Here is a 22,141-nt window from a genome sequence, read left to right as displayed (position 1 = left end):
GGATCCAGGCCGAAAACTCGGCCCGGATCGCGATCGCCGCGGGTCAGTTCTTTTTTGCAGGAGTCGTCAGTTTCTGCATGACTTCATCGAGATTGAAGCTTGCGGGTTTCTGTCGCGGAGGAAACTCCTTGAATGTTGAAAGCCACTGAATGGCCTGCGCCTGGGCCGGAACGATGAGGAACATGCGCTCGGCCATCCACTTGCCGTACTCAATTGATGTCGTGCCCCGTTCGAATGGGTCGGTTCGCAGGTTGTAGATCGTCGGCGCGCGGAGCCGATCGAATTGCCCTTGCCAGGGCCCAGCCGGATACTTCGGGCCCATTTCATGATTCTGTTCCATGAACGACACCTTCCACTGGTTGCTGCGGATGGCCATCAGGTCGCCGTCATCGGACCAGTAGAGGAACTCCTTTCGCGGCGATTCCTTCACATCCCCCTTGAGGAACGGAAGAAGGTTGTAGCCATCGAGGTGAACGCGGAAGTTCTTCCCGTCGGCCGAGTATCCTTTCTTCACCTTGGCGACGAGATCAGGTTCTCCGGCCGCGGCGGCAAACGTCGGAATGAGGTCTTCGTGAGCGCCCATGTCGTTCACGAGGGTGCCGGGTTTGATCACACCGGGCCAGCGGATGCACATCGGGACCCGGAACCCGCCTTCCCAATTCGTCGCCTTCTCACCGCGAAACGGAGTCGTGCCACCGTCCGGCCAGGTGAAGACTTCGGCGCCGTTGTCGGTCGTGTAGACAACGATGGTGTTCTCGGCGATCCCGAGGTCGTCCAGCTTCTTCAACAGCTGGCCGACCATGCCATCATGCTCGACCATTCCGTCCGGGTAGACTCCCAGTCCCGTCTTGCCTTCACTCTCCTTCTTCAGGTGGGTGAAGATGTGCATCCGTGTGCTGTTGAAGTAGCAGAAGAACGGCTTGCCGGCCTCATGCTGGCGGTCGATGAAATCGAGCGACGCCGCGAGAAACTCTTCGTCGATGGTTTCCATCCGCTTGCGGGTGAGCGGCCCGGTATCGTTGATCTTTCCGTCGGCCGTGCATTTCAGTACTCCGCGCGGTCCGAACTTCTTCCGGAACTCCGGTGACCTGGGGTAGTCCGGGTTCTCGGGCTCCTCTTCGGCGTTCAGGTGGTACAGGTTTCCGAAGAACTCGTCGAAGCCGTGGTTCGTCGGCAGGAACTCGTCCTTGTCGCCCAGGTGGTTCTTTCCGAACTGGCCCGTCGCATAGCCAAACTGCTTGAGGAACTCGGCTACGCAGGGGTCTTCCTTCTGGAGCCCGATGTCGGCACCGGGCAGGCCAACCTTGGTCAGGCCGGTGCGGATCGGCGACTGGCCGGTGATGAAGGCCGCGCGGCCGGCCGTGCAGCTCTGCTGGCCGTACCAGTCTGTAAACCGCGCCCCTTCGGCCGCGATGCGATCGATGTTGGGCGTGCGGTAGCCCATGATTCCGCTGTTGTAGCAGCTGGGGTTAAACCACCCGATGTCATCGCCCATGATGACGAGGATGTTCGGTTTCTCCGCGGCCCACGCAGAACCAGCCTGCGTTGAACCTGCCGCGAGCAGCAACAACAGCAACCGACAGTACGTCATGACACTCTCCTGACAGTGGAGATTGCAAACTCAACGTCGCGCCCGCACCTGCGACGTGTGATCTCAACAACAGGCGCGACCAACCCGCGTGACGGGCTGGTCGCGCCGGATCTCCGGGGTTACCGAGACGGCTTCATGGTCTCGAGTTCCTTGAGCCGTTTCATCGCATCCTGCTGGCGCAGCATGCCGTAGTTGATGCCTGCCGGGTTCAGCGTGCTGCCGGTCTGATACGGGTACTGGTCGAAATCGGCAAAGAACTCCTTGACCTTTCCCTGGATCGGAACGAGCAGCCACATGTTCTGGGCGAGGAACTTGATCGCCTCGCCACCTTCTTCGAGCCCTCGCTCGTACGGGTCCATCCTCAGGTTGGTGATCATCGCCCAGGCGGTGACCTCGCGAGTGCCCGTTGCGATGTTGCCCTTGGAGGAGGCGAAGCTCAGTTTCCAGTCGTTCCAACGCAGGGCGTTCAGGTTGCCTCCCTGGTCGAAGTAGTAGACGGTGTCGCGCGGTCCCTTCTTCTCCTTCCCTTCGAAGTAAGGCATGAAGTTGTAGCCGTCGAGATGGACCTTGAATTCCTTTCCACCGACGCCCGCGAAGCCCTTCTTCATCTGCTCCTTGATGTCGGCGACGCCGGCCGCCGCGGAGAGGGTGGGGAACCAGTCGATGAGGGAGATGGGATCGTTGTAGACCGTTCCGGGTTTCACGACGCCCGGCCAGCGGACCATCATCGGAATCCGCATGCCGCCTTCCCAGGTCGTTCCCTTCTCGCTGCGGAAGGGGGTCATGGCGCCGTCCGGCCAGAGGGCGATTTCGGCGCCGTTGTCGGTCGTGTACACGACGATCGTGTCGTCTGCGATCTTGAGGTCATCGAGCTGCTTGAGCAGTTCGCCGACCATGCCATCGTGTTCGACCATGCCATCGGCATGAATGCCCATGCCCGTCTTCCCCAGCGATTCCTTCTTCAGGTGGGTGAAGACGTGCATCCGTGTGGAGTTGAACCAGCAGAAGAACGGCTTGTCGGCCTTGTGCTGCCGGTCGATGAAATCCTTCGCGGCGGCGAGGAATTCCTCGTCGACGGTCGGCATGCGCTTGGTGTTGAGCGGGCCGGTGTCGTCGATCTTGCCGTCGGCCGTCGACTTGATGACGCCGCGCGGGCCGTACTTCTTTTTGAACTCGGGATCCTTGGGATAGAAGTAGCCTTCCGGCTCCTCTTCGGCGTTGAGGTGATACAGGTTGCCGAAGAACTCATCGAAGCCGTGGTTCGTCGGGAGGTGTTCATCGCGATCGCCGAGGTGATTCTTTCCGAACTGGCCCGTCGCGTAGCCCTGGGTCTTCATGACGTCGGCAATCGTGGGCATCCATTTCTGGATGCCGTGTGGATCGCCCGGCATGCCGATCGTGAGCAATCCGGTGCGGAACGGTTCCTGGCCGAGGATGAACGACGCCCGACCGGCCGTGCAGCTCTGCTGGCCGTAGGAGTCGGTGAAGATCGCTCCTTCCTTTGCGATGCGATCGATGTTGGGCGTGCGATAGCCCATCATCCCCATCGTGTATGCGCTGATCTGCGGAATGCCGATGTCGTCGCCGAAGATGACGAGGATGTTCGGCTTCTTCGCCGTGCCGGATTTCTGGGAGGCGGCTGCGAGCCGCATCAACGATGCTGCCCGCTGATCGACGATTCTTTGCGATCGCAGAACTGTGGGCTCGTTGATTCGGGAGCGTTGCAGGCCATCACTTCGTCTGAGGACCCGTGAGCCGTTCGACGGCGCTCGATCCTGCACGTTCTCGGCTCGCACGATCGTCGTGTAGAGCAGCACTATTCCAAACGATAGAAATCGGACATGATTCAGCGTCATCATTGCCTCCGGCCAGTGAAAGAGACTTGCAGGTTACCAGAACCGTGTCGAAATACAGTTCCAGTGCTAAGACTCGGAAACGTCAGTTTCTTGCCGTCGCCCGACGAGAATGCCAGTGCGTTGGCGTTATCCTGGATCGATCGCTCTGAGCACCACGTCCCCCTTTGTCAGGGTTTGACATTCTCAAGCAGTGCGACGGCGGCGTCCTGATGCGCCGGCGTGTTGTCGCGAGACGCCAGCAGGAATTCGCCCCAACTTCGTTTGGTCTTGATCGCGCCTTTATGGCGAATTCGACCTTCCGGATCTGATTCATGTCAGTCCAGATTGATTGGAACAAAGGCCGATCGACGTTGTCCAGTCTCACGCACGGGACACATTCGCAGTGTTGCGATGAACCGACATCGCAATGGGCGCAAAGTGCCGATCAACGTGTCAGGAACTGACGATCCGTCACCAACACTGTCCCGATTTGCCCCACTCAAAAAGCAAATGTCGCAATCGTTTGCTGCCAGAAGTTGTGACACGGCAGTGATCCATCATGCATCCAATCCAGATTGGGCCATCGATGCGACTTCGACCTGCCCTTGGCGAGTCCGGAACGGAGTCGCGCTCAGTGACCTGTTCCGTCGATTGGCCTTGACGCTGCGACGCGCCGTCGCGAATGATGCCGTCGCACTGCCTCCCATTCTGCGCCTGCAATGTTTCCCCAACTGGTTACCACGCTGACACTCGCCGCGACGCTGCTCCACAGCGTTCTCGGTTGCTGCTGGCATCACGACCATGAGGCCAAGGCGGAGCCGCGCAGCACTCATTCCACCTGCTGCACGTGTCATTCGGGCCAGCGCGCCGAAACCGTCGGCTCCGGCCGGGAATCGACACCCCTTGACGATGAAAGCTCGCCTGCGTCTCCAGAACCGGGCCGCCATTCGCACGAATGTTGCAGCGAAATCGGCTGCGTCTACGTTGTGGCCGACGAGGGCGGCTCATTTCTGAACGTGGTGGAATGGAACACGGTGGTGTTGCCCACCCCGTTGGTTCAGCCCTCCGCCAGCCTCGGCGAGAGACTCGAATTTCTGCGGGACTTCTCCCTGCCACGCCTCGCTGCGCAGGAATTGCGCGCCTGGCTGCAGGTGTGGACGGTCTAGCCGGCCGGAAACTCACCGCTGCGCGACTCGCCTGGCCTTCTGGCTCAGGCTCGCCCTTGTCGATGCTCTGAAGAGCGTCGGTTTCTCCGCTTCTATCGCCTCTCAAGTGGGCCGCCCGCGCGGCCGGGGCATCTCATGCACATATCGCGCGTCCCCTGGGGATGGGCCTGGATTCTCATTGCTATCGGCACTCTCGGAGTCGGCGCGGCCACCTGGGCACGCTGGTGGCCGGCCGCCCAGGAACTCGTTTCGTCGACGATCGCCGGCCATCAGTCGAGGTCTTCGCTCGACAGCCACGATAACGGGGACGACAGCCACGCCCACCAGGGACACGAACACGTTCACGACGACGCTGCCACGCTGGAGCTTTCGCCACAGGCCTTGGGCAACATCGGCCTGACCGCGGAGTACCTCAAGCCGCTGGCCCTGCAGACGTTTCAGCGGACGATCACGGTTCCAGGGATCATCACGGAGCGGCCGGGGCGGACTCTCGTCCAGGTCTCTACTCCCGTGGCCGGAGTGATCACGCATGTCCACGCAGTCCAGGGTGAAGCCGTCGAGCCGGGGACGCTCCTGTTCGAGATTCGCATCACGGCTGAGGCACTGGTTTCGACACAGACCGAGTTGCTCAAGACCGTCGGCGAAATTGATGTCGAAAAACGCGAAATCGCGAGACTCACGAAGGCGACGGAAGGCGGCGCCATCCCGCAGAAAACCCTGCTGGAACGTCAGTATGCCAAGGACAAACTGGAGGTCATGCTCGGCGCCTACAGGGAGTCGCTGCGTTTGCTCGGCCTCTCGGAACGGCAGATCGATGACATCACCGGGCAGCGCAGATTGTTGCGGGATCTTCAGATCGTCGCTCCATTCCCTGACGACCATTCCCACGAGGACTTCAAGCCTACCGATCAGCCCGTCCGACCAGTCGCGTTCCAGGATCCCGAGACAACCCCGAAGACAACATCCGCACCAGGCCAGCCGTATCCGCTGCTCCTGCAACAGGTCAATGTTCACAAAGGCCAGACCATCGCGGCCGGCGAGACGCTTGCCGTCCTCGCGGACTTCTCCGAACTGTACATCGAAGGTCAGGCCTTCGAGCAGGATCTTCCGTCCCTCCGCCAGGCGGCCAGTCATGGCTGGAGAGTGACCGCAATCTTCGATGAAGCCGGAAGTCAGCCTCAGCAGATGCCGGGACTGGAACTGCTCTACCCGGCCAGCGCCATTCATGCCGATTCAAGAACGCTCCCCTTCTTCGTGCGCCTGCCGAATGAGATCGCCGGCCAATCCCGGCCAGATACACAGCAACGTTTCGTCGAGTGGCGTTACCGACTCGGGCAGCGGCTGCAACTGCTGGTACCTGTCGAGGAATGGCCGGAGCGTCTCGTCCTGCCGGTCGCCGCCGTGGCACGTGACGGAGCCGACTCCTTCGTCTTCCAGCAGAACGGCGATCATTTTGACCGGGTGCCGGTCAAGGTGGAGCATCGCGACTCGCGGTCAGTCGTTGTCGCCAACGATGGCTCACTCTTCCCCGGCGACGTCGTTGCACTGCGCGGAGCCCATCAGATGCAGATGGCTCTCAAGAACAAGGCGGGTGGCGGGGTCGATCCACATGCCGGACACAACCACTAGGCCGGCTTACGCCTTTCGGAGACAGCCCATGTCAGCGAAGTCATTGAAAGTCTACGGAATCCTCACGGTCATCGGAGTCTTTCAGGTCGCAATGGTCTGGAAGCTTTTGAACTTCGAACCAGGAACAGGCCCCCCCTGCTCGACACAGTTCGTTCGAAGTTGTGACCGCACTATTCATCGAAATGATGCGGCCGACCACACGCCGCGCCCCTGTTCGATCTGCCGGCTCTGCCAGGCCGCCGCTCGAAGCTGCACTGTCGATCGTGTTCATTGATTCAAGCCCCTGTTCGCGCCGACTCCTTCTGCCTGACACATCATGTTGAACGCCGTCATTCGTTTTGCCCTTCACCAGCGCATGCTGGTCATCGCACTGGCGCTCTTCCTCACCGGATACGGCACGTACGTCGCGCTCAACACGCCGATTGACGTCTTTCCGGACCTCAATCGCCCCCGTGTGGTGGTGATGACGGAGGCGCCCGGCATGGCGCCGGAGGAAGTCGAAGCGCTCATCACCTTCCCCATTGAGACGACTCTCAACGGCGCGAACGGCGTCGAGGCAGTGCGAAGTTCGTCTGGCGTCGGCATCTCGATTATCTATGTCGAGTTCGGATTCGGCACCGATATTTACAACGACCGGCAGATCGTGACGGAACGGCTGCAGCTGGTTCAGGACCGGCTGCCCGATGGCGTCCGGCCGCAGCTGTCTCCCATCTCGTCGGTGATGGGCCAGATCCTGATGCTCGGCATGTGGAGCGACGGTGACAGGACCAATGCCCTGGAGCTGCGAACGCTCGCCGACTGGGCCGTCCGCCAGCGTCTGCTGACAATTCCCGGCGTCGCCCAGGTCTTCACGATGGGCGGAGGGCGCAAGCAGTTTCAGGTGCTGGTTGATCCCGATGCGATGCTCCGCTTCGGAGTGAATCTCGAGGAGGTCAAAAAGGCTGTCGTCGAAAGCAATGAGAACGCAACCGGCGGATACCTCGACCAGCAGGGCCCCAACGAACTGCTGGTTCGAGCCATCGGAAGAATTCAGTCGCTCGACGATTTAAGGCAGGTCGTTGTCACGATCCGCGAAGGACGGCCGGTATCGCTCGCCGAAGTGGCCGATGTTGTCGAAGGCCCTCAGGTCAAGCGGGGCGACAGCTCGGCTTATACCCGCTCGGACATCACGTCGGACGATCCGCTCGCGAAGGCCAGCATGGAATCCGCCAGCGGCGGCGCGTTGCCCTCCACCGGCGAGCAGCCTTCCTGGTCGGGCGGGCCCGCGGTCGTCCTCACGATCAACAAACAGCCCGGGGCCGACACGCGTCTGGTCACCGATCATGTCGAGAAGGCAATCCTCGAACTGTTGCCGTCACTGCCGAAAGACATTCGGATCGTTCCGCTTTACTCCCAGAAATCGTTCATCGACCGCGCGATCGAGAACGTGATCGAGGCCCTGCGCGATGGCGTCATTCTCGTCGTCATCATCCTGATTCTCTTCCTGATGAACATCCGTACGACGTTCATCACGTTGACGGCCATCCCGTTGTCGCTCGTCATCACGGCCCTGGTGTTCGCCGCTACCGGGATGTCGATCAACACCATGACTCTCGGCGGCCTGGCGGTCGCTCTCGGAGAACTCGTCGATGATGCCATCGTCGACGTCGAAAACATCTTCCGGCGCCTGAACGAGAATCGGCACGCCACCCATCCCAAGTCTCCGCTCCTTGTGGTGTTCCAGGCCAGCACCGAGATCCGCAACTCGATCGTCTTCAGCACGATGATCGTCTGCCTCGTGTTTATCCCGTTGTTTGCCCTCAGCGGGATGGAAGGACGGCTCTTCACCCCCCTGGCGGTCGCCTACATCGTCTCGATTCTGGCGTCGCTGCTGGTCTCGCTGACCGTCACGCCAGTCCTCTCGTACTGGCTGCTCGGCTCGGGAAAGACAGGCGGGCATGGAGGAGACGGATTTGTTCTACGGTTCCTGAAGCGCATCGCCGAACTCGTCATCCGCTTCAGCCTCGCCTGGCCCCGGCTGAACCTGACGGTCGTCCTGATTGCGGTCGCGATCTCCGGCGTATTCGTCGCCAATCTGGAGCGGGACTTCCTCCCCCCCTTCAACGAAGGCACTGTGCAGTTGAACGTGCTGATGCCGCCGGGGACTTCACTGGCCGTCTCGAACGCCATCGCCCAGACCGTCGACAGGCGACTCCTTTCCGTTCCGGACGTCATTCGAGTGGGACGACGCACCGGTCGCGCGGAACTCGATGAACACGCGGAAGGGGTCAACACCAGCGAATTCTTCATCGACCTCGATCCAGACTCGCATCGGTCCCGCGAAGAGCAGATCAATGAGATTCGCGAGGCCGTTGCGGACATCCCGGGAATCGTATCGGCCGTCGAACAACCGATCTCGCACCTGATCTCCCACATGCTCTCCGGCGTGAAGGCGCAGATCGGCATCAAGATCTACGGCGATGACCTCGACCTTCTCCGCCGTAAAGGCGAGGAGATGGAGACGGTTCTCAAAGCAATCCCGGGCGTCAAGGACGTCATCCTCGAACCTCAGGTCCTCATCCCGCAGCTCCGGATCGAACTCAGACGCGACAAGCTCCTCCTGAATGGCCTGTCTGCGAAATACGTCAACGAGTTCATCCAGACAGCCCTCAACGGTGAAGTCGTCTCGGAAGTGCTCGACGGCCAGCGCACCTTCGACTTGCTCGTCCGCTTCAAGAACCAGTACCGGGAGGATCTCGAAGGGCTCCGCCGGCTGACCATCGATACGCCCGAGGGCCGGAAGATTCCGCTCGAGGCCGTCGCCAACATCTACGAATCCGGCGGGCCAAACACGATCAATCGCGAGAACGTCCGCCGGCGGATTGTTCTGCAATGCAACGTCGCCGACCGCGGCGTAGTCGACGTCGTGAAGGACATCCAGACTCGCGTCGCCGGAATCACCGCGTCATTGCCGTCGGGCTATTTCGTCGAGTACGGCGGCCAGTTCCAGAGCCAGCAGGCGGCGAGCCGAATCCTCGGCGCGCTCTTCGTCGTCGCAATGATCGGCGTGTTCCTCGTCCTCTTCACGATGTTCCGCTCGACCAATCTTTCACTGCAGGTGATGGCCGCGTTGCCCATGGCCTTCATTGGCTCCGTGTTCGCCCTCGTCCTGACAGGCCAGACGCTGACGATCGCCAGCATCGTCGGCTTCATCTCACTCGCCGGCATCGCATCCCGAAACGGCATCCTCCTCCTGAACCATTATCTGCACCTCGTGAAGTACGAAGGCGAGGGCTGGACGCATCACATGATCATCAGGGCCGGGCTGGAGCGGCTTGCACCGGTCCTGATGACCGCCCTGACTGCCGGAATCGGACTCGTCCCCCTCGTACTGGCCTCGGGAGAACCGGGAAAGGAAATCCTCTATCCGGTCGCCACCGTCATCCTCGGCGGCGTCGTCAGCTCGACCCTTCTCGATTTCTTCGTCCACCCCGCCCTGTTCTGGCTCTTCGGCCTGAAGGCCGCCCAGCGGGTGATCAGCGAGGCCGAACAGGAGGTTGTACTTATCGAGCCACGCGAAGAAGAAGCCCTCCACTCAGGACAGGCCGCCGGCAACTCCGCCGAGTCCACACCCGCGGCCGATCCAGGTCACTGACGCCATTGTAACGAAAACGATTCCTAGTCCCACAAGGAGGTTCGAAGCATGCGACAGGCAATGAATTTTTCCGGCCATTCCGCCCCCTGGGCCTGTCTGGCCATCGTTGGGGCTTCGCTGGCGCTCCCCGGATGCGGCGGGGCAGCCCCGCAGAAGACGACCAGCACTCCGGCCTCTTCCACCGCTGCGGAAGCGGGTCATGACCACGACCACCCCTCGGAAGGGCCGCATCACGGCGACCTCGTCGAGTTGGGAAACGAGGAGTACCACGCAGAGATCGTTCACGGCGCCGAAGGATCCATCACCGTCTACATCCTCGACGGTTCGGCCAGGAACGTGGTGCCTATTGAATCGACCGAGGTCGTACTGAATCTGGCCCACGACGGAAAGCCCGATCAGTTTCATCTGCCCGCTGCTCCTCAAGATTCCGATGGCGCGGGAAAGAGCTCGAAATTCCACGTGGTGAGCGCGGAACTTGCCCGCCATCTCGACGATGAAAACTCAAACGCCAAACTGGTGGTGACGATTGCCGGAAAGCAGTTCACCAGCAAGGTCGAACACCATCATGACCATGACCACAGCCACAAGTAACCCGCCGTCATGACCGCCGAGAAAAACGGATCGGCTGTGGATGCGGTCACGGGCTCACCCCGTTCACCCCGCTCCACAGCCGGCCTCGTTCAGACACGATTCGCAATGGAAGTTCCTCCTCGATCGGGCATTGTTGATCCGTTACCAGTTCCGGTGGCGCGGGTTCGAGTGACCAAAGCCGTTGTTCCAGCGATTCGTCGAAAAGCTGGCGTTCCGATGGAAGTCGCCATGCACCGGGTCGTAGGTATAGGTCGGAGCGCGGTAGGTCGACGTGTTGTTCCAGGTCGAGCCGTAGTACCCCGAACCATAGAGCGACGAGTTGTACTGCGGTGCGGTGATGTATCCCCCATAGGGCTGCGACACGACGTACCCATAGTTCGTCGAATACGCGGAGGTCGTCGTCGGGTAGTAACTGGTCGTCGGGGAGTAGATCGTCGAGTTCCCCCAGCCATAGCCCGTATTGCAGGGCATCTGGGCCTCAGCAGTCACACCAAATCCAAGGGCGAGAGCGGAGAACGCGGCAAGCAATGTGGTCTTCATGGCATCTTCCCTGAGTGATGGAGTTGTCGTTTTCGACGCCGTTTGGCGTTGACCATCGCAATTGCGACCCGCGTGCCGAATCCGATTGACTCGCATTTCGCAAGCGATTTCCCAGTCGCGAACGAACTCCGGCAGATTCCGCCGGCCCCATCCTGTTATCGTCCCGACGACAGGCGCAGTCACTCCACCCACTGTTCGATCGCACGACTCATCGCGCCTCGCCGAGTCTTACGATTCCGAAGCCCCGCGGGCGGCCTCGTCGTCGATAAGCGTTCGGGGAAGAGATGCGGCGCGGAGCGCATTCAGAACGGCGCCGCCATCGATGAACTCTTGAAAAATCGCTCCGACCATGGGAGAGGGGTGTCCGCCTGCGGCGAATGGCACGCACGCCCCCCTGCCAATCAGCAGAGGCCTCCGGATGACCACTTGAACTTCGAGGGCAGAAAATCCGACGAATGGTCGGCCCCGGGGTTGGGTGAACGGTGTTATTCTCTGCGGTCAACGGCTCCTCATGTCCGGCGTCGCTCGTCGCCCGCACGGCCACCTTCACGATCTTCACGATGGCTGACGAATCGCATTTTTCCGTTTCCCGCCGCACGGCCGCCATCGGGGCGGTCGCGCTGCTTGCGACTGGACTGGCGCTCGGGACGTTCTTCGCTCCTTCACGCGACGAATGTCTGGTCGGAACGTGGCGGGTCAAAGATTCGACGAGCTTCCCCAGGGGAGGCCGGCTGGAACTCCAGCGCGACGGCTCCGCACTGCTGACGGAGTTCCAGGAGTCGCCCTACGCGGCGGTCTGGAAATGCAGCGGCGACGAACTGGAAGTGACCCTGGTCTCCAGACACCGTCCGGATCTCGACGAGCCTTCCGAATCCGGACTGAACTGGCGTCTCCAGTGGAAGATCCTGGAAAAGACGCCCGACTTGCTGCAACTCGAGGGGCCCGTCAACGGGGGCCAGCCCTCCGGCCGTGTTTCTCTGATCAAGCAGTAATCAATGAACGCGGCGCTGCCCTCACCCGGTCCGGCGAATCGGTGCGGCTTCGCGTCCCGCTGCCGGGAACGGTTCTCAAAGGCGTGACGACCCGTCACGATGCGTCGGCATTGAAGCCCCATCGACTCGGCGCACACGACTGCCCGCATGGACCTGCCTTCGGGCTCCCCCCCGCATGAGCCGCTTGCCTACCTGAACGGCGAGTTTGTTCCTCTGCGCGCGGCGCGATTGCCGGTCTGGGATTTCGGAGTCGTGCAGGCGGTCACGGTCACCGAAGCCCTCCGGACATTCGGCCACACGCCATTCCGGCTCGACGACCACCTCGAACGACTCGCGTTTTCACTGCGTTCGATCGACGTGACGCCAAGGGAGTCGCTCGACCAGATCCGGCATCTCGTCATTGAGCTGACAAAGTTCAATGCGGCCGCCATGGACGATCGGGCGGACCTAGTGATCAACCTGTTCGTCACGGCCGGGGAGAGCGAGGCCTTTTCGGCGGGGATGGCCGTGAACCCGGGACGTCCGACCGTCTGCATCACGACGCGACCGCTCGAGACCAGGGCTGCGGCCCTTCACTATCGCGAAGGATTGTCGCTGGCGATCCCGGCGGTCCGGCAGATCCCGGCGTCGATCATCGATCCGCGCATCAAGTACCGCAGCCGGCTGCACTGGTTTTTGGCCGACCACGAAGTCCGCAGGTCTCGACCGGAGGCTGAAGCGCTGCTGCTGGATCTCGACGGTTTCGTCACGGAAACGGCGCGCGGCAACATCTTCGCTCTGTTCGGCGAGACACTGACGACTCCTTCCGAACTGACAACGCTCGGCGGGATCAGCCAGCGTGTCGTATTCGAGTTGTGCCCGTCGCTCGGACTGCGCGTCGAGCGACGAAACATCACGCCGTCGCAACTGGCCCAGGCCGATGAGGTCCTGCTTTCGAGCACTTCGGCCTGCCTCGTTCCCGTCACGCAGGTCGACGGCGTACCGATCGGATCGGGTCGCCCCGGAATGCGGTGGCGCCAATTGATTGCGGCCTGGTCGACGCAGGTCGGAGTCGACATTGTTTCGCAGGCCAGCCTCCAGAGTTCGTCCTGAAAGCACATCGAGCGGCATGACTTCGCTTCGCGACCAGATCCTGTTTTTCCGCCAGTTTCGACAGCGGTTCGAAACCACGGGAGCCGTTCTGCCCAGCAGCCGGTTTCTGGCCCGGGCGATGACTCGCCCGCTGGCGCGGTGCTCAGGTCCGCGGCGGATCCTGGAAGTGGGCCCCGGAACTGGCGCGGTGACGGGGCACATTGTGCGGGAAGTGAAGCCCGAGGACCGGTTCGACCTGGTGGAAATCAACCAGGACTTCGCGCGGCTGCTGCAGGATCGCTTCCAGTCCGATCCGAACTATCTACCGGCCGCGCCGGTGTCGAACGTTCATGTCTGCCCACTGCAGGATTTCGCGGCCGACGGCCTGTACGACGTCATCATCTCGGGCCTGCCGTTCAACAATTTCCCGGCGGAGCTTGTGGAAAGTCTCGTCGACCGGTGCCTGAGCCTCCTCAAGCCGGGGGGAACGTTTTCGCTGTTCGAGTACATGTTCATCCGGCCGATCCGGGTGTCCGTGACTCGGGGCCCCGAGAAGGAGCGCCTCGCCGCCATCGAACGGATCATGCAGACGAGGTTTCAGGCGCAGAGAGTCCGGCGGGACTGGATCTTCATCAATGTTCCGCCCGCCTGGGTCCAGCACCTCCAACGACCCGTTGAAGGCTGATCAGAATCCCGACGGACGACGCGCCGGGTTCTGCGGCTGCGTCACGGGCCGGAATGGGGACGCCGACTGGGCCGGCGGGGTCGACTCAGCCGGCGCTGAAGGCTGGGGCATCGGCGAAGCAGGTGTTCCGAATCCAGGAATGCCGGCAGGCATTTCGGTCGGCCCCACCTCTGCCGTCGTGGACGGCTCGGTGATGAACGACGGCGGGGTCGTATCATACACCGGCGCCTTGGGAATCGTGGGGCTGATCAGCGGTTTAAACCCCGGCTGCGGAGTCGAGAATCGACTGGATGGCAGGCCGAACGGGGAGGGCCCCGCGGCCAGGGCCGACGCCATCGATTCGACCGGCAGGTCCAAGGTCACCGCCACCGTCCGTCCGGAGACCGTCGCCTTCGCGGACTGCAGCGCCTGCTTGACCGACGGGTCCGCCCCCGCTGCAAGGGGGGACACCGCCAGCATCTTCGACAAACCCTGGTCGAACTGGACCTTCGCATCCGCGGCATCTTTCGACGACTTCGTGTTCACGGACAAGGCGACACGCAGTGCCGAATCGACATCGGCCGCGAAGGACAGGCCCGTCACCGGTGTCGCTTTGAACATCGCAAACGACGAGGCCCCCAGGAAGCCGCTGGCGGTACTCATGTCTGGCGGTGCGATCACCAGCGAGAACTGGCGGCGCTTGTCGAGAAACCCGAACCGGGAGGTCGATTCGGGCCGCCCTTCCTTGTCGAGGACCGCCTTCAATTCGTTCATTCCGCCAAAGAGGAGCGTGCGGTCATCGAGGCAGCACAGCGTCATCGTCGGCATCGCCGTCAGCGTGTAGAGGAAGCGGCTCCCGTGGCCGACCTTGTTCGCGCCGGGCGGCGTGGCGAAAGTCGTCCCTTCCAGGACGGCCCCGATGCGTCCTGGTTTGGAGAGAATCACGACGCCGGAGACCCGGGGCGGGGACATCGGACTGGGACTGGCGAAGATGCCAAATCGCACCGATTCCACATCCTGCAAGTTGATGTCGAGCATCCCCTTCATCATCGCCAGGCCGGCCGCTGCCTGGGGCGACTGCAGGGCCGTGTTCACGACCGGAGCCTGCACCAGTTCGGACACCCGGACTTCGCCCACGGCATCGATTCCATCGGGAAGCCACGTGAGATCCGGGCTCGTCCCCCCGCCGCCAAACATCGCCAACAACTTGCTGACGTCGACGAACGGCGCGGCAAACTTCCATCCCACGAGCACGCAGACCACGACGGCGGCCGCGATGCCCCCCTTCCAGGCGAGCGAGGTATCGAAGGGCCGGGATCGTGAAGACTTTTTCTTCTTCGGCTTCTTCTTAACGGGCTTCGGACGGGGCTCCGGCTCGACGGGAAGGTCTTCAAACTCGTCGCTGTCAAAGCCAGTCAGAAAATCGTCATCGGCCGGCTTCGACCGGCGGGGCGCGCTGGCGGGCAGCGCTGAAGGACGCGATGCGGGACGGGACGGCGGACGTGGACGAACCGGCGCCTCCACCTCGATTCCGGCCTCCTCGGCGGTCGGGACCAGCATGCGGGAACTGCAGCGCGGGCACTTCACCGACTTCCCCAGATGCGCCGGATCCGAGATCCGCAGCGCGGCCGCGCAATCCGGACATGCAATTTTGAACGGCGTCATCATCCCGGCCCTCTGAACCTAGCCCCCCAGCGCGGAGTTCACTCCGTGCGTTGAAATTACCGCAAAAGGAGGCCCATTGCACGCCGAACTTCGGCCACACCCGCCGGTGCACCGCGTCCTTCCGGGGTGGCAGCGGGTGAGAGACCAAGACGGGCACGTTGACGAGGAGAGCGTTTTTCTGGCCCCTATTCCCCCTTTCCCCCATCGGTGGCACGGTGGGAACGGGCCGAAACCAATGGCTTCCGAACGCCCGGCTGTAGTTTTTCGGTCTGTCACGAAATTCCTGTCATCGTGTTCATGGTCCCTCCACAGTTTCGTGAGGGGTTGCGCGCGGGACTGCGGCCCCGGTCCTTTCGCTCCGAAACTCCGCAACGGGCGGCGTTCCCTCGCAGGGCGAGTCCCTTTTTCACAACAGGCCGTCGGTCGTCACCGCAGATCATGTTGCGGCAACGACGAACGCCAACGACGAACTGGCCCATCTTGAAAACGTGACCAGCCGTGCGCGGAAGTCGCAGGCACGGGCAGGGATCGGGAACAGTGCGGAGGCGTTTGAGGCCGAGGGGGGCAAGGAGGGCGCGTTGTGTGGGTGGTACTGTACTCCTCGCCCTCTTTTCCTGAGGAAGTTTCGCGGAGGGATCGGAAGAGCGTGGGTGATGCGGACATGGAGCCGGCCAGGCCGGGGTGTGTGACGACAGGTTGACGGTGGTTGTGTTCATAGGATCCTCCCTCATGTCGGGGGCGGTTGCGCGGGTGGGGGCCCGGTACTCGGTACTCGGTACTCGGTACTCGGTACTCGGAAGTGCTTGGGCAGGTGGGGATTGGGGCGGGGCGAGTCACTTTTTCACGGTCGGTCGACTTTCGTTACCGCAAGTCATTTTGCGGCAACGGCGCAACCCAACGACGAATTGGCCCATCCTGAAAAAGTGACCGGTCCTGGGTTCCCTCGCCCCGCCGTGGCGATTTCTCGACGCGCCGCATACATTGGAAAGACTCCCTCCTTTCCAGGTCACTCTGCCCCACCCTTCCTGGAGTTTGGCTGTGTCGCTGTTTTCCTCCCCATTCCAGCAGCAGACCCGCCGCTATTTCCTTACCCAGGGCAAGAACGCGCTCGGCTTCGCCGCACTCAGTTCGCTGCTCGGGACGAACTCGCTCGGCGCCACTCCGGCCGGAGCCCCCGACCTGCTCTCCGGCGGCGTTGACGGCCCGTTCGCCCCGCACTTCGCCCCGAAGGCAAAGCACGTCATCTACCTGCACATGGTCGGCGGCCCGTCGCAGCTCGACCTGTACGACTACAAGCCGGTCATGCAGGAGTGGTACGACAAGGACCTGCCCGATTCCGTGCGGATGGGGCAGCGGCTGACAACGATGACCTCGGGGCAGAAGCGGTTCCCGATTGCGCCGTCGAAGTTCAAGTTCGCCCAGCATGGCCAGAACGGGATGTGGGTGAGTGAACTGCTCCCCTACACCTCGAAGATGGTCGACGACCTCGTGTTCATCCGCTCGATGCACACGGAGGCGATCAACCACGAGCCGGCCATCACCAACATGCAGACCGGCAACCAGATTACCGGTCGCCCCTGCCTGGGAGCCTGGGCCTCTTACGGACTGGGCTCGATGAACGAGAATCTGCCAACGTTCGTAGTGCTCGTCGCCAAGCCGACGAACACCGAACAGGTGCAGGCGATCTCGGCCCGGTTGTGGCAGTCGGGTTATCTGCCGGGGAAGCACTCCGGCGTTTCGTTCCGGTCCGGCGGAGACCCGATCCTGTTCATCAACAATCCGCCGGGAGTCGATGCCGCCGTGCGGCGGACGACGCTGGACGGGCTGAAGTCGCTGAACGAAATGACCCACCAGCGGTACGGCGATCCCGAAACCCAGACCCGCATCGAGCAGTTCGAACTTGCCTTCCGGATGCAGAGCAGCGTCCCCGAGCTGACCGACCTCGCTTCGGAACCGGCATCCACCTACCAGCTGTATGGTGACGAGGCAAAGAAGCCCGGGAGCTTCGCACAGACGATGCTGCTCGCACGCCGCATGGTGGAACGGGGGGTCCGCTTCATCCAGGTCTATCACAACAACTGGGACACCCACGCGAACGTCTCGGGCCGCCTGCCCGACCAGTGCCGCGACGTCGACCAGCCCTGCTGGGCCCTGATTCAGGACCTCAAGCAGCGCGGCCTGTTCGACGATACGCTCATCATCTGGGGGGGCGAGTTCGGCCGGACGATCTACTCGCAGGGGGGGCTCTCGAAAGAGAACTACGGCCGTGATCACCATCCACGCTGCTTCACGATGTGGATGGCCGGCGGCGGAACGAACGCCGGCAAGATTTACGGAGAGACCGACGATTTCTCGTACAACATCGTGAAGGATCCGGTCCACATTCACGACTTCCACGCGACGACGCTGCGTCTCCTGGGCTTCGACCACGAGCGATTCACGTACAAGCACCAGGGGCTCGACCAGAAGCTGACCGGCGTCGAGCCCGCCAGGGTCATCGAAGACCTGATCGCCTGACGGCGCGCTAACGCCTTCGTTTCTGGCGGTGAAACTTCCAGCCCGGGAAGAAGAACGTCAGCCAGCTGACAAAGCCGAAGATGGTCAGCCCGTACTTCGGCCAGAGCGCCATCGGAACTGAGGCGGCGAAGAGCAGCGCTGCCGGGAAATAGAACTCGCCGGTCAGGATGCCTGCCTTGGCGATGAACACGCTGCCGGCGATGAGCGCCAGCACAGGCGACAGTTTGAGGACGGGAAGCCCCAGCAGCATCTCGACGGCGAACAGCATCGTCGAGGCGGCCATGCTCGCCGCCCAGATGTGGGCAATCTGCCGCTCCACGAACGTCACTGGCCCGGACCGTCGGCGAAGGTTCCAGAAAATCAGAGCCCACGTCCCCAATCCGACCGTCCACAGGCTCGCGTAGGGCCAGCGGGCTTCCACGCCGCGGACCTGCAGGACGTTCGTCAGAATGCACAGGACGAAGACGACCGTCGCATGCCACATCCAGAGCAATCCCCAGTGCTCGAGAACGGCGACGTGATGCGTCGGCCGGAACGCGCGGGACAGGATCTGGGAAAAATGCGAGGACCGCGCTGAAATCGCCTCGTGGTTCAGATACGCCTGGAGGTCGTCGGCCATGGCATCGGCCGTGGCGTAGCGAAGATCGGCCGGCTTCTGAAGCGCCTTGAGGGCGATCAGTTCCAGGTCGGGATCGGCCGACTGGTTCACCACGCGCGGCAGAGGCGGATCCTGTTCGAGAACAAGCATCAGCGTGTCGACTGGCGACGCCGCCTGGAACGGCGGCCGCCCGGTCATCGTGGCGTACAGGATCGCCCCCAGCGCGTAGACGTCCGTCGCCCTCGAAACTTCTCCGCGATTGCCGGCGGCCTGCTCCGGCGCCATGTAGCCGGGGGTCCCCAGCAGATCCCCCGACCGGGTGATCGGACCGGCGGGCGACGTCGCGCGTTCGTCGGCCGCAACAAGACGTTTCGCGAGACCGAAGTCGGTCACCAGCGGGCGATTGCCGGCGTCGATCAGGATGTTCGACGGCTTGAGGTCGCGATGCAGGATGCCGCGGTGGTGGGCATGTGCGACGGCGCGGCAGACGGGAAGCATCAGTTCGGCCGCTTCGCGAGGAGGCAGCGGGCCATCGGCGATTCGGCGGGCGAGAGTCGCTCCCGGCACGAGCTGCATGCTGAAATAGGGCTGGTCCTGGTGCTCACCGACTTCGTAGACGGCCACGATATGGGGATGTTCGAGCCGGGCGGCCGATTCGGCTTCCGCTCGGAATCGGGCGCGTTCCGCCGGCGTGGCAAACTCGCCCCGCAGAATCATCTTCAGGGCGACAGGCCGGTTCAGGCTGACCTGCCGGGCCTCGAAGACCACCCCCATTCCTCCGCGCCCGATTTCCCGGCCAAGCTCGTAGTCGCCGATGCGTTTCGGAAGTTCCGAACGAACGAACGGAGGCTCCTCACAGACGGTCTCCACACTGGCGAGATCGTTGGCAAGGTCCTCGGTCAGCAGCAGGGTCGTCCAGAGTTCGCGCAAGTCGTCGGAGTAGTCCGGGAACTGCGCGACCGCCTGTTCCAGCGACACGCGTTCTCCCGACCGCAGGCGCGCAGTCAGTCCCTCGAAGATCAACGCCAGCTGCTCGTCCGACCGCGTTTCCAATCGTGAATCCCCCGGGAGGTCTGTCCCCGGCCCCCTGGGGCCCTGCCGCACCGGCGAGCGGGCTCCCCCAGGCTCGGACTGCAAACCGCCGTCCGGCCTGAAACGTTAACGACCGGAACTGGGCCGGTCTTTCCAACAAGGCGCGGCGGTCACATGAAACGCGTGCGAAATCGTCTTGCCCAGTGCCGACGATCGAGCAGAGAGTGAATCGGATTCTTCCCCGGAGGGAGAACTCGTGCGATTCCGACACGAAAGACGCCCGGCCCGGATCTCGGGCCGGGCGCGAGCCTTTGAAAACACGCTCGGTTCAACGGGAAGACCTTCACTCGCACCTGCGGCGTACGGAGGACGAGTCCGAACGCGTTCACGATTTCTTGAATGTCAGCTTCTGCCCCTCTTCGAGAGGCGCGAACTGCAGCGTGCGGTCATCCTTCAGCGTGATCTGGCTGAGCATGACGCCGCCGGAATCAGGCTGCATCACCAGGTTGTCGCCGCGGACGACATACGCCCCGCTGATCGCCTGCGGCTTGCCATCGCGCGTGAACGTCCAGCTGAAGCTCTCGTCCTTGTTGAGGGTGAGGGCAAACTCGCCGCTGTCATTCCGCGCCGTCCAGTTGCCTTCCAGTTTCTCCATCGGCCAGGCAGGTTCTTTCACCTGGTCGGCCGAATCGTCCGCCGCCGGCTTGGGCGCCGCGGAGTCGGAGGGCGGGGAATACATCTTCACGAGGTCGGCCGAGAGCTCATCCCGGGGCTGCAGCTTCACGACTTCCTCGAGCAGCGCCACCGCATCATCCTTGTGGCCGGCGGTGATGTAGTGATAGGCGAGCAGGAACCGGACGTCGGCCGCGTTCGGATTCTCCCGAACGGCATCTTCCAGCGCCCGGAGCTGCGTGGTGTAGGTGTCCGGGTTGGAATAGAGGCTGATCATGGTGGTCCAGTCCATTCCGGGCCCGGCAGCCAGGACGGCGTGGATCGTCGCCGCGGCATCCTTGAACTGTCCCAGCGCGAACAGGCAGAGTGCCCGGAACTCGTTGATTGCCGCGTCGCGGGGCGCTTTGGTCAGCGCCTGGTTCGTCAACGTGAGCGCCTGATCAAACTGCTCGTTGTAGAACGCCGTCCGGGCCTGGTCGAACGCCTGGGTCAGAGGATCAGGCGGCGCGGAGTCGCTGGTCGCGGTCGCGTTCGGATCGGCGGACGCATCGGCCGGAGCTTCCACATAGGTCGGGTCGCCGGCGATCGGCTGCGAATAGGAGACGGCCCCCCCTCCGCTGTAGTACGGGTTGTAGTAGCTTCCGACGCCGAACATCCAGTTGATTGTGTTGATGCCCCACATCGTCGCTCCGAAGGCCATCGCGACGGGATAGGTATCCCACAGATAGTTCCAGCGGCCATTGCCCCAGGTCGGTGCGTAGCCGTTGTACCAGCCTCCCCAGTTCCGGGACCAATGCCCTGCCGGGCCGGCGTATCCGGCCCATCCAAAGGCGCCGTTGGGTCCGATGGCGCCGCCATGTCCCCACACGTTGCCGTTGGGGCCCCAGCCGATCGTGTGTCCGAAGGCGCCATTCGGCCCGATACCGGTGGAATGTCCCCAGTGACCGCCATTCGGCCCCCATGCTCCGGTGTGCCCCCAATATCCGTTCGGGCCCCAGAAGCCGACATGATTGATGTCGCCGCCATTGGGACCTTCCCACTGCTGGTGATGCCAGCCGCTGTCGCCCCAATGGTCATCGAAGCGACTCGACAGATCGTTCGTTCGTTCAGGAATCGACCCGCGCTGACCAGGAGTCCACTGCGTGCCGCTCCCCCCCGCCCCCGGCCTGTTGCCCGGCTGGAACCGCTCACCGGCGCCACCCGCCCCTGGGCGTGTCCCCGGCGTCAGGCGTTCCCCCGCTCCACCGCTGCCGGGCCGCGCGGGCCCAAGTCCCGGAAGGGTCGCCGCTCCTCCCCCCGCACCGGGCAACCGGTTTGCGATCCCGGGAAGGTTCTCTGGACGGTTGCCGCCGATTCCAGCGGTCTGCCCCGGCAGGTTGGGACGAAGACGCTCTCCGCCGCCGCCCGATCCAAGGCCGCCAGGTCCAAGGCCGCCGCCGGGTCTCAGGTCAGGCCGCGTGATTCCGCCACCCGGCTGAATCTGCGGCCGACCGCCAATCTGCAGGCCGCCTCCGCCTTCTCCCGGCATGTGCACGGCATTGGGCCGGATTCCGCCGCCTCCAAGCCCGCCGCCGCCAAGCCCTCCACGGCCTCCGCCGCCCAATTGGCTCCCGCCGCCGAAGCCGCCCCCCGGGCGATTGATGCCCCCACCGCCGCCGCTCGGCATTGAAGGTCGTGCGACCGGCGAGGGAGACGGTCGAAACCCGCCGCCCGACATGCCACCGCCGCCATGGAAACCGCCCCCGCCGAAACCTCCCCCACCGCCGAAGCCTCCTCCGCCGCCGCGGAAGCCGCCGCCTCCGCCTCCGCCTCCGCCAAAGCCCCCTCCACCGAACCCGCGGCCGAAGGCTGGGCCAACGAGAAGTTGTGAGGAAAGCACTCCGACGAGTGCGGCGTGAAGCAGGGCGCGTCTCATGGTGAGACCTCGGAATTGAAGTGTGTGCA

At 63.0% G+C, this 22,141-nt stretch carries 14 protein-coding genes; 8 read left to right on the top strand and 6 right to left on the bottom strand.

Annotation, left to right across the window (positions count from 1 at the left end):
* Window positions 1-43: 43 nt before the first annotated feature.
* Together Pan44_RS22415 and Pan44_RS22410 are read right to left on the bottom strand one after the other, a co-directional pair.
* On the bottom strand, window positions 44-1,591 hold the full coding sequence (locus Pan44_RS22415; RefSeq protein WP_145034015.1) for an arylsulfatase: 1,548 nt from the start codon (window positions 1,589-1,591) through the stop codon (window positions 44-46).
* Window positions 1,592-1,710: 119 nt separating this feature from the next.
* Window positions 1,711-3,243, bottom strand: coding sequence for an arylsulfatase (locus tag Pan44_RS22410; protein ID WP_145034014.1), 1,533 nt, complete (start codon window positions 3,241-3,243; stop codon window positions 1,711-1,713).
* Window positions 3,244-4,145: 902 nt separating this feature from the next.
* Between Pan44_RS22410 and Pan44_RS22405 the strand changes: the two genes are divergently transcribed.
* The 4 genes from Pan44_RS22405 (at window position 4,146) to Pan44_RS22390 (ending at window position 10,446) form a co-directional block, all read left to right on the top strand.
* A complete protein-coding gene (locus Pan44_RS22405) occupies window positions 4,146-4,592 on the top strand; it encodes a hypothetical protein (protein ID WP_145034013.1) in 447 nt (148 codons plus the stop codon).
* 135 nt (window positions 4,593-4,727) lie between these two features.
* Window positions 4,728-6,221, top strand: a complete 1,494-nt coding sequence (locus tag Pan44_RS22400; protein WP_145034012.1) for an efflux RND transporter periplasmic adaptor subunit — start codon at window positions 4,728-4,730, stop codon at window positions 6,219-6,221.
* A gap of 316 nt (window positions 6,222-6,537) precedes the next feature.
* The gene (locus Pan44_RS22395) at window positions 6,538-9,855 is read left to right on the top strand and encodes an efflux RND transporter permease subunit (protein ID WP_145034011.1); all 3,318 of its coding nucleotides are present in this window, start codon (window positions 6,538-6,540) and stop codon (window positions 9,853-9,855) included.
* A gap of 48 nt (window positions 9,856-9,903) precedes the next feature.
* The gene (locus Pan44_RS22390) at window positions 9,904-10,446 is read left to right on the top strand and encodes a hypothetical protein (RefSeq protein ID WP_145034010.1); all 543 of its coding nucleotides are present in this window, start codon (window positions 9,904-9,906) and stop codon (window positions 10,444-10,446) included.
* A 141-nt stretch (window positions 10,447-10,587) separates the two neighbouring features.
* Here the strand turns inward: Pan44_RS22390 and Pan44_RS22385 are convergent, their stop codons facing one another.
* Window positions 10,588-10,986: a hypothetical protein gene (locus Pan44_RS22385; protein ID WP_145034009.1), complete on the bottom strand. Its 399-nt coding sequence runs from the start codon at window positions 10,984-10,986 to the stop codon at window positions 10,588-10,590.
* Between the two features lie 482 nt (window positions 10,987-11,468).
* On the opposite strand from Pan44_RS22385, the gene Pan44_RS22380 reads away from it, so the two are divergent.
* The 3 genes from Pan44_RS22380 to Pan44_RS22370 all read left to right on the top strand — a co-directional run bounded on the left by Pan44_RS22380 (window position 11,469) and on the right by Pan44_RS22370 (window position 13,734).
* A complete protein-coding gene (locus tag Pan44_RS22380) occupies window positions 11,469-11,978 on the top strand; it encodes a hypothetical protein (RefSeq protein ID WP_145034008.1) in 510 nt (169 codons plus the stop codon).
* 147 nt (window positions 11,979-12,125) lie between these two features.
* Window positions 12,126-13,070 carry an aminotransferase class IV gene (locus tag Pan44_RS22375; RefSeq protein ID WP_145034007.1) on the top strand — a complete coding sequence of 315 codons (945 nt, stop codon included), beginning with the start codon at window positions 12,126-12,128 and terminating at the stop codon, window positions 13,068-13,070.
* Window positions 13,071-13,086: 16 nt separating this feature from the next.
* The gene (locus tag Pan44_RS22370) at window positions 13,087-13,734 is read left to right on the top strand and encodes a class I SAM-dependent methyltransferase (protein ID WP_145034006.1); all 648 of its coding nucleotides are present in this window, start codon (window positions 13,087-13,089) and stop codon (window positions 13,732-13,734) included.
* Here Pan44_RS22370 and Pan44_RS22365 read toward each other — a convergent pair whose 3' ends face one another.
* Entirely contained in the window at window positions 13,735-15,273 is a 1,539-nt protein-coding gene (locus Pan44_RS22365) for a hypothetical protein (RefSeq protein ID WP_145034005.1), read from the bottom strand.
* A 1,143-nt stretch (window positions 15,274-16,416) separates the two neighbouring features.
* Here Pan44_RS22365 and Pan44_RS22360 point away from each other — a divergent pair.
* Window positions 16,417-17,895, top strand: a complete 1,479-nt coding sequence (locus tag Pan44_RS22360; protein WP_145034004.1) for a DUF1501 domain-containing protein — start codon at window positions 16,417-16,419, stop codon at window positions 17,893-17,895.
* A 7-nt stretch (window positions 17,896-17,902) separates the two neighbouring features.
* Here Pan44_RS22360 and Pan44_RS22355 read toward each other — a convergent pair whose 3' ends face one another.
* The gene (locus Pan44_RS22355; protein ID WP_145034003.1) at window positions 17,903-19,546 is read right to left on the bottom strand and encodes a serine/threonine-protein kinase; all 1,644 of its coding nucleotides are present in this window, start codon (window positions 19,544-19,546) and stop codon (window positions 17,903-17,905) included.
* Window positions 19,547-19,910: 364 nt separating this feature from the next.
* Window positions 19,911-22,112, bottom strand: a complete 2,202-nt coding sequence (locus Pan44_RS22350; RefSeq protein ID WP_145034002.1) for a tetratricopeptide repeat protein — start codon at window positions 22,110-22,112, stop codon at window positions 19,911-19,913.
* Between the last annotated feature and the right edge of the window lie 29 nt (window positions 22,113-22,141).

It is taken from the genome of Caulifigura coniformis (genome assembly GCF_007745175.1).
Lineage (GTDB): Bacteria > Planctomycetota > Planctomycetia > Planctomycetales > Planctomycetaceae > Caulifigura > Caulifigura coniformis.
This window is presented reverse-complemented; position numbering and strand designations above follow the sequence as displayed.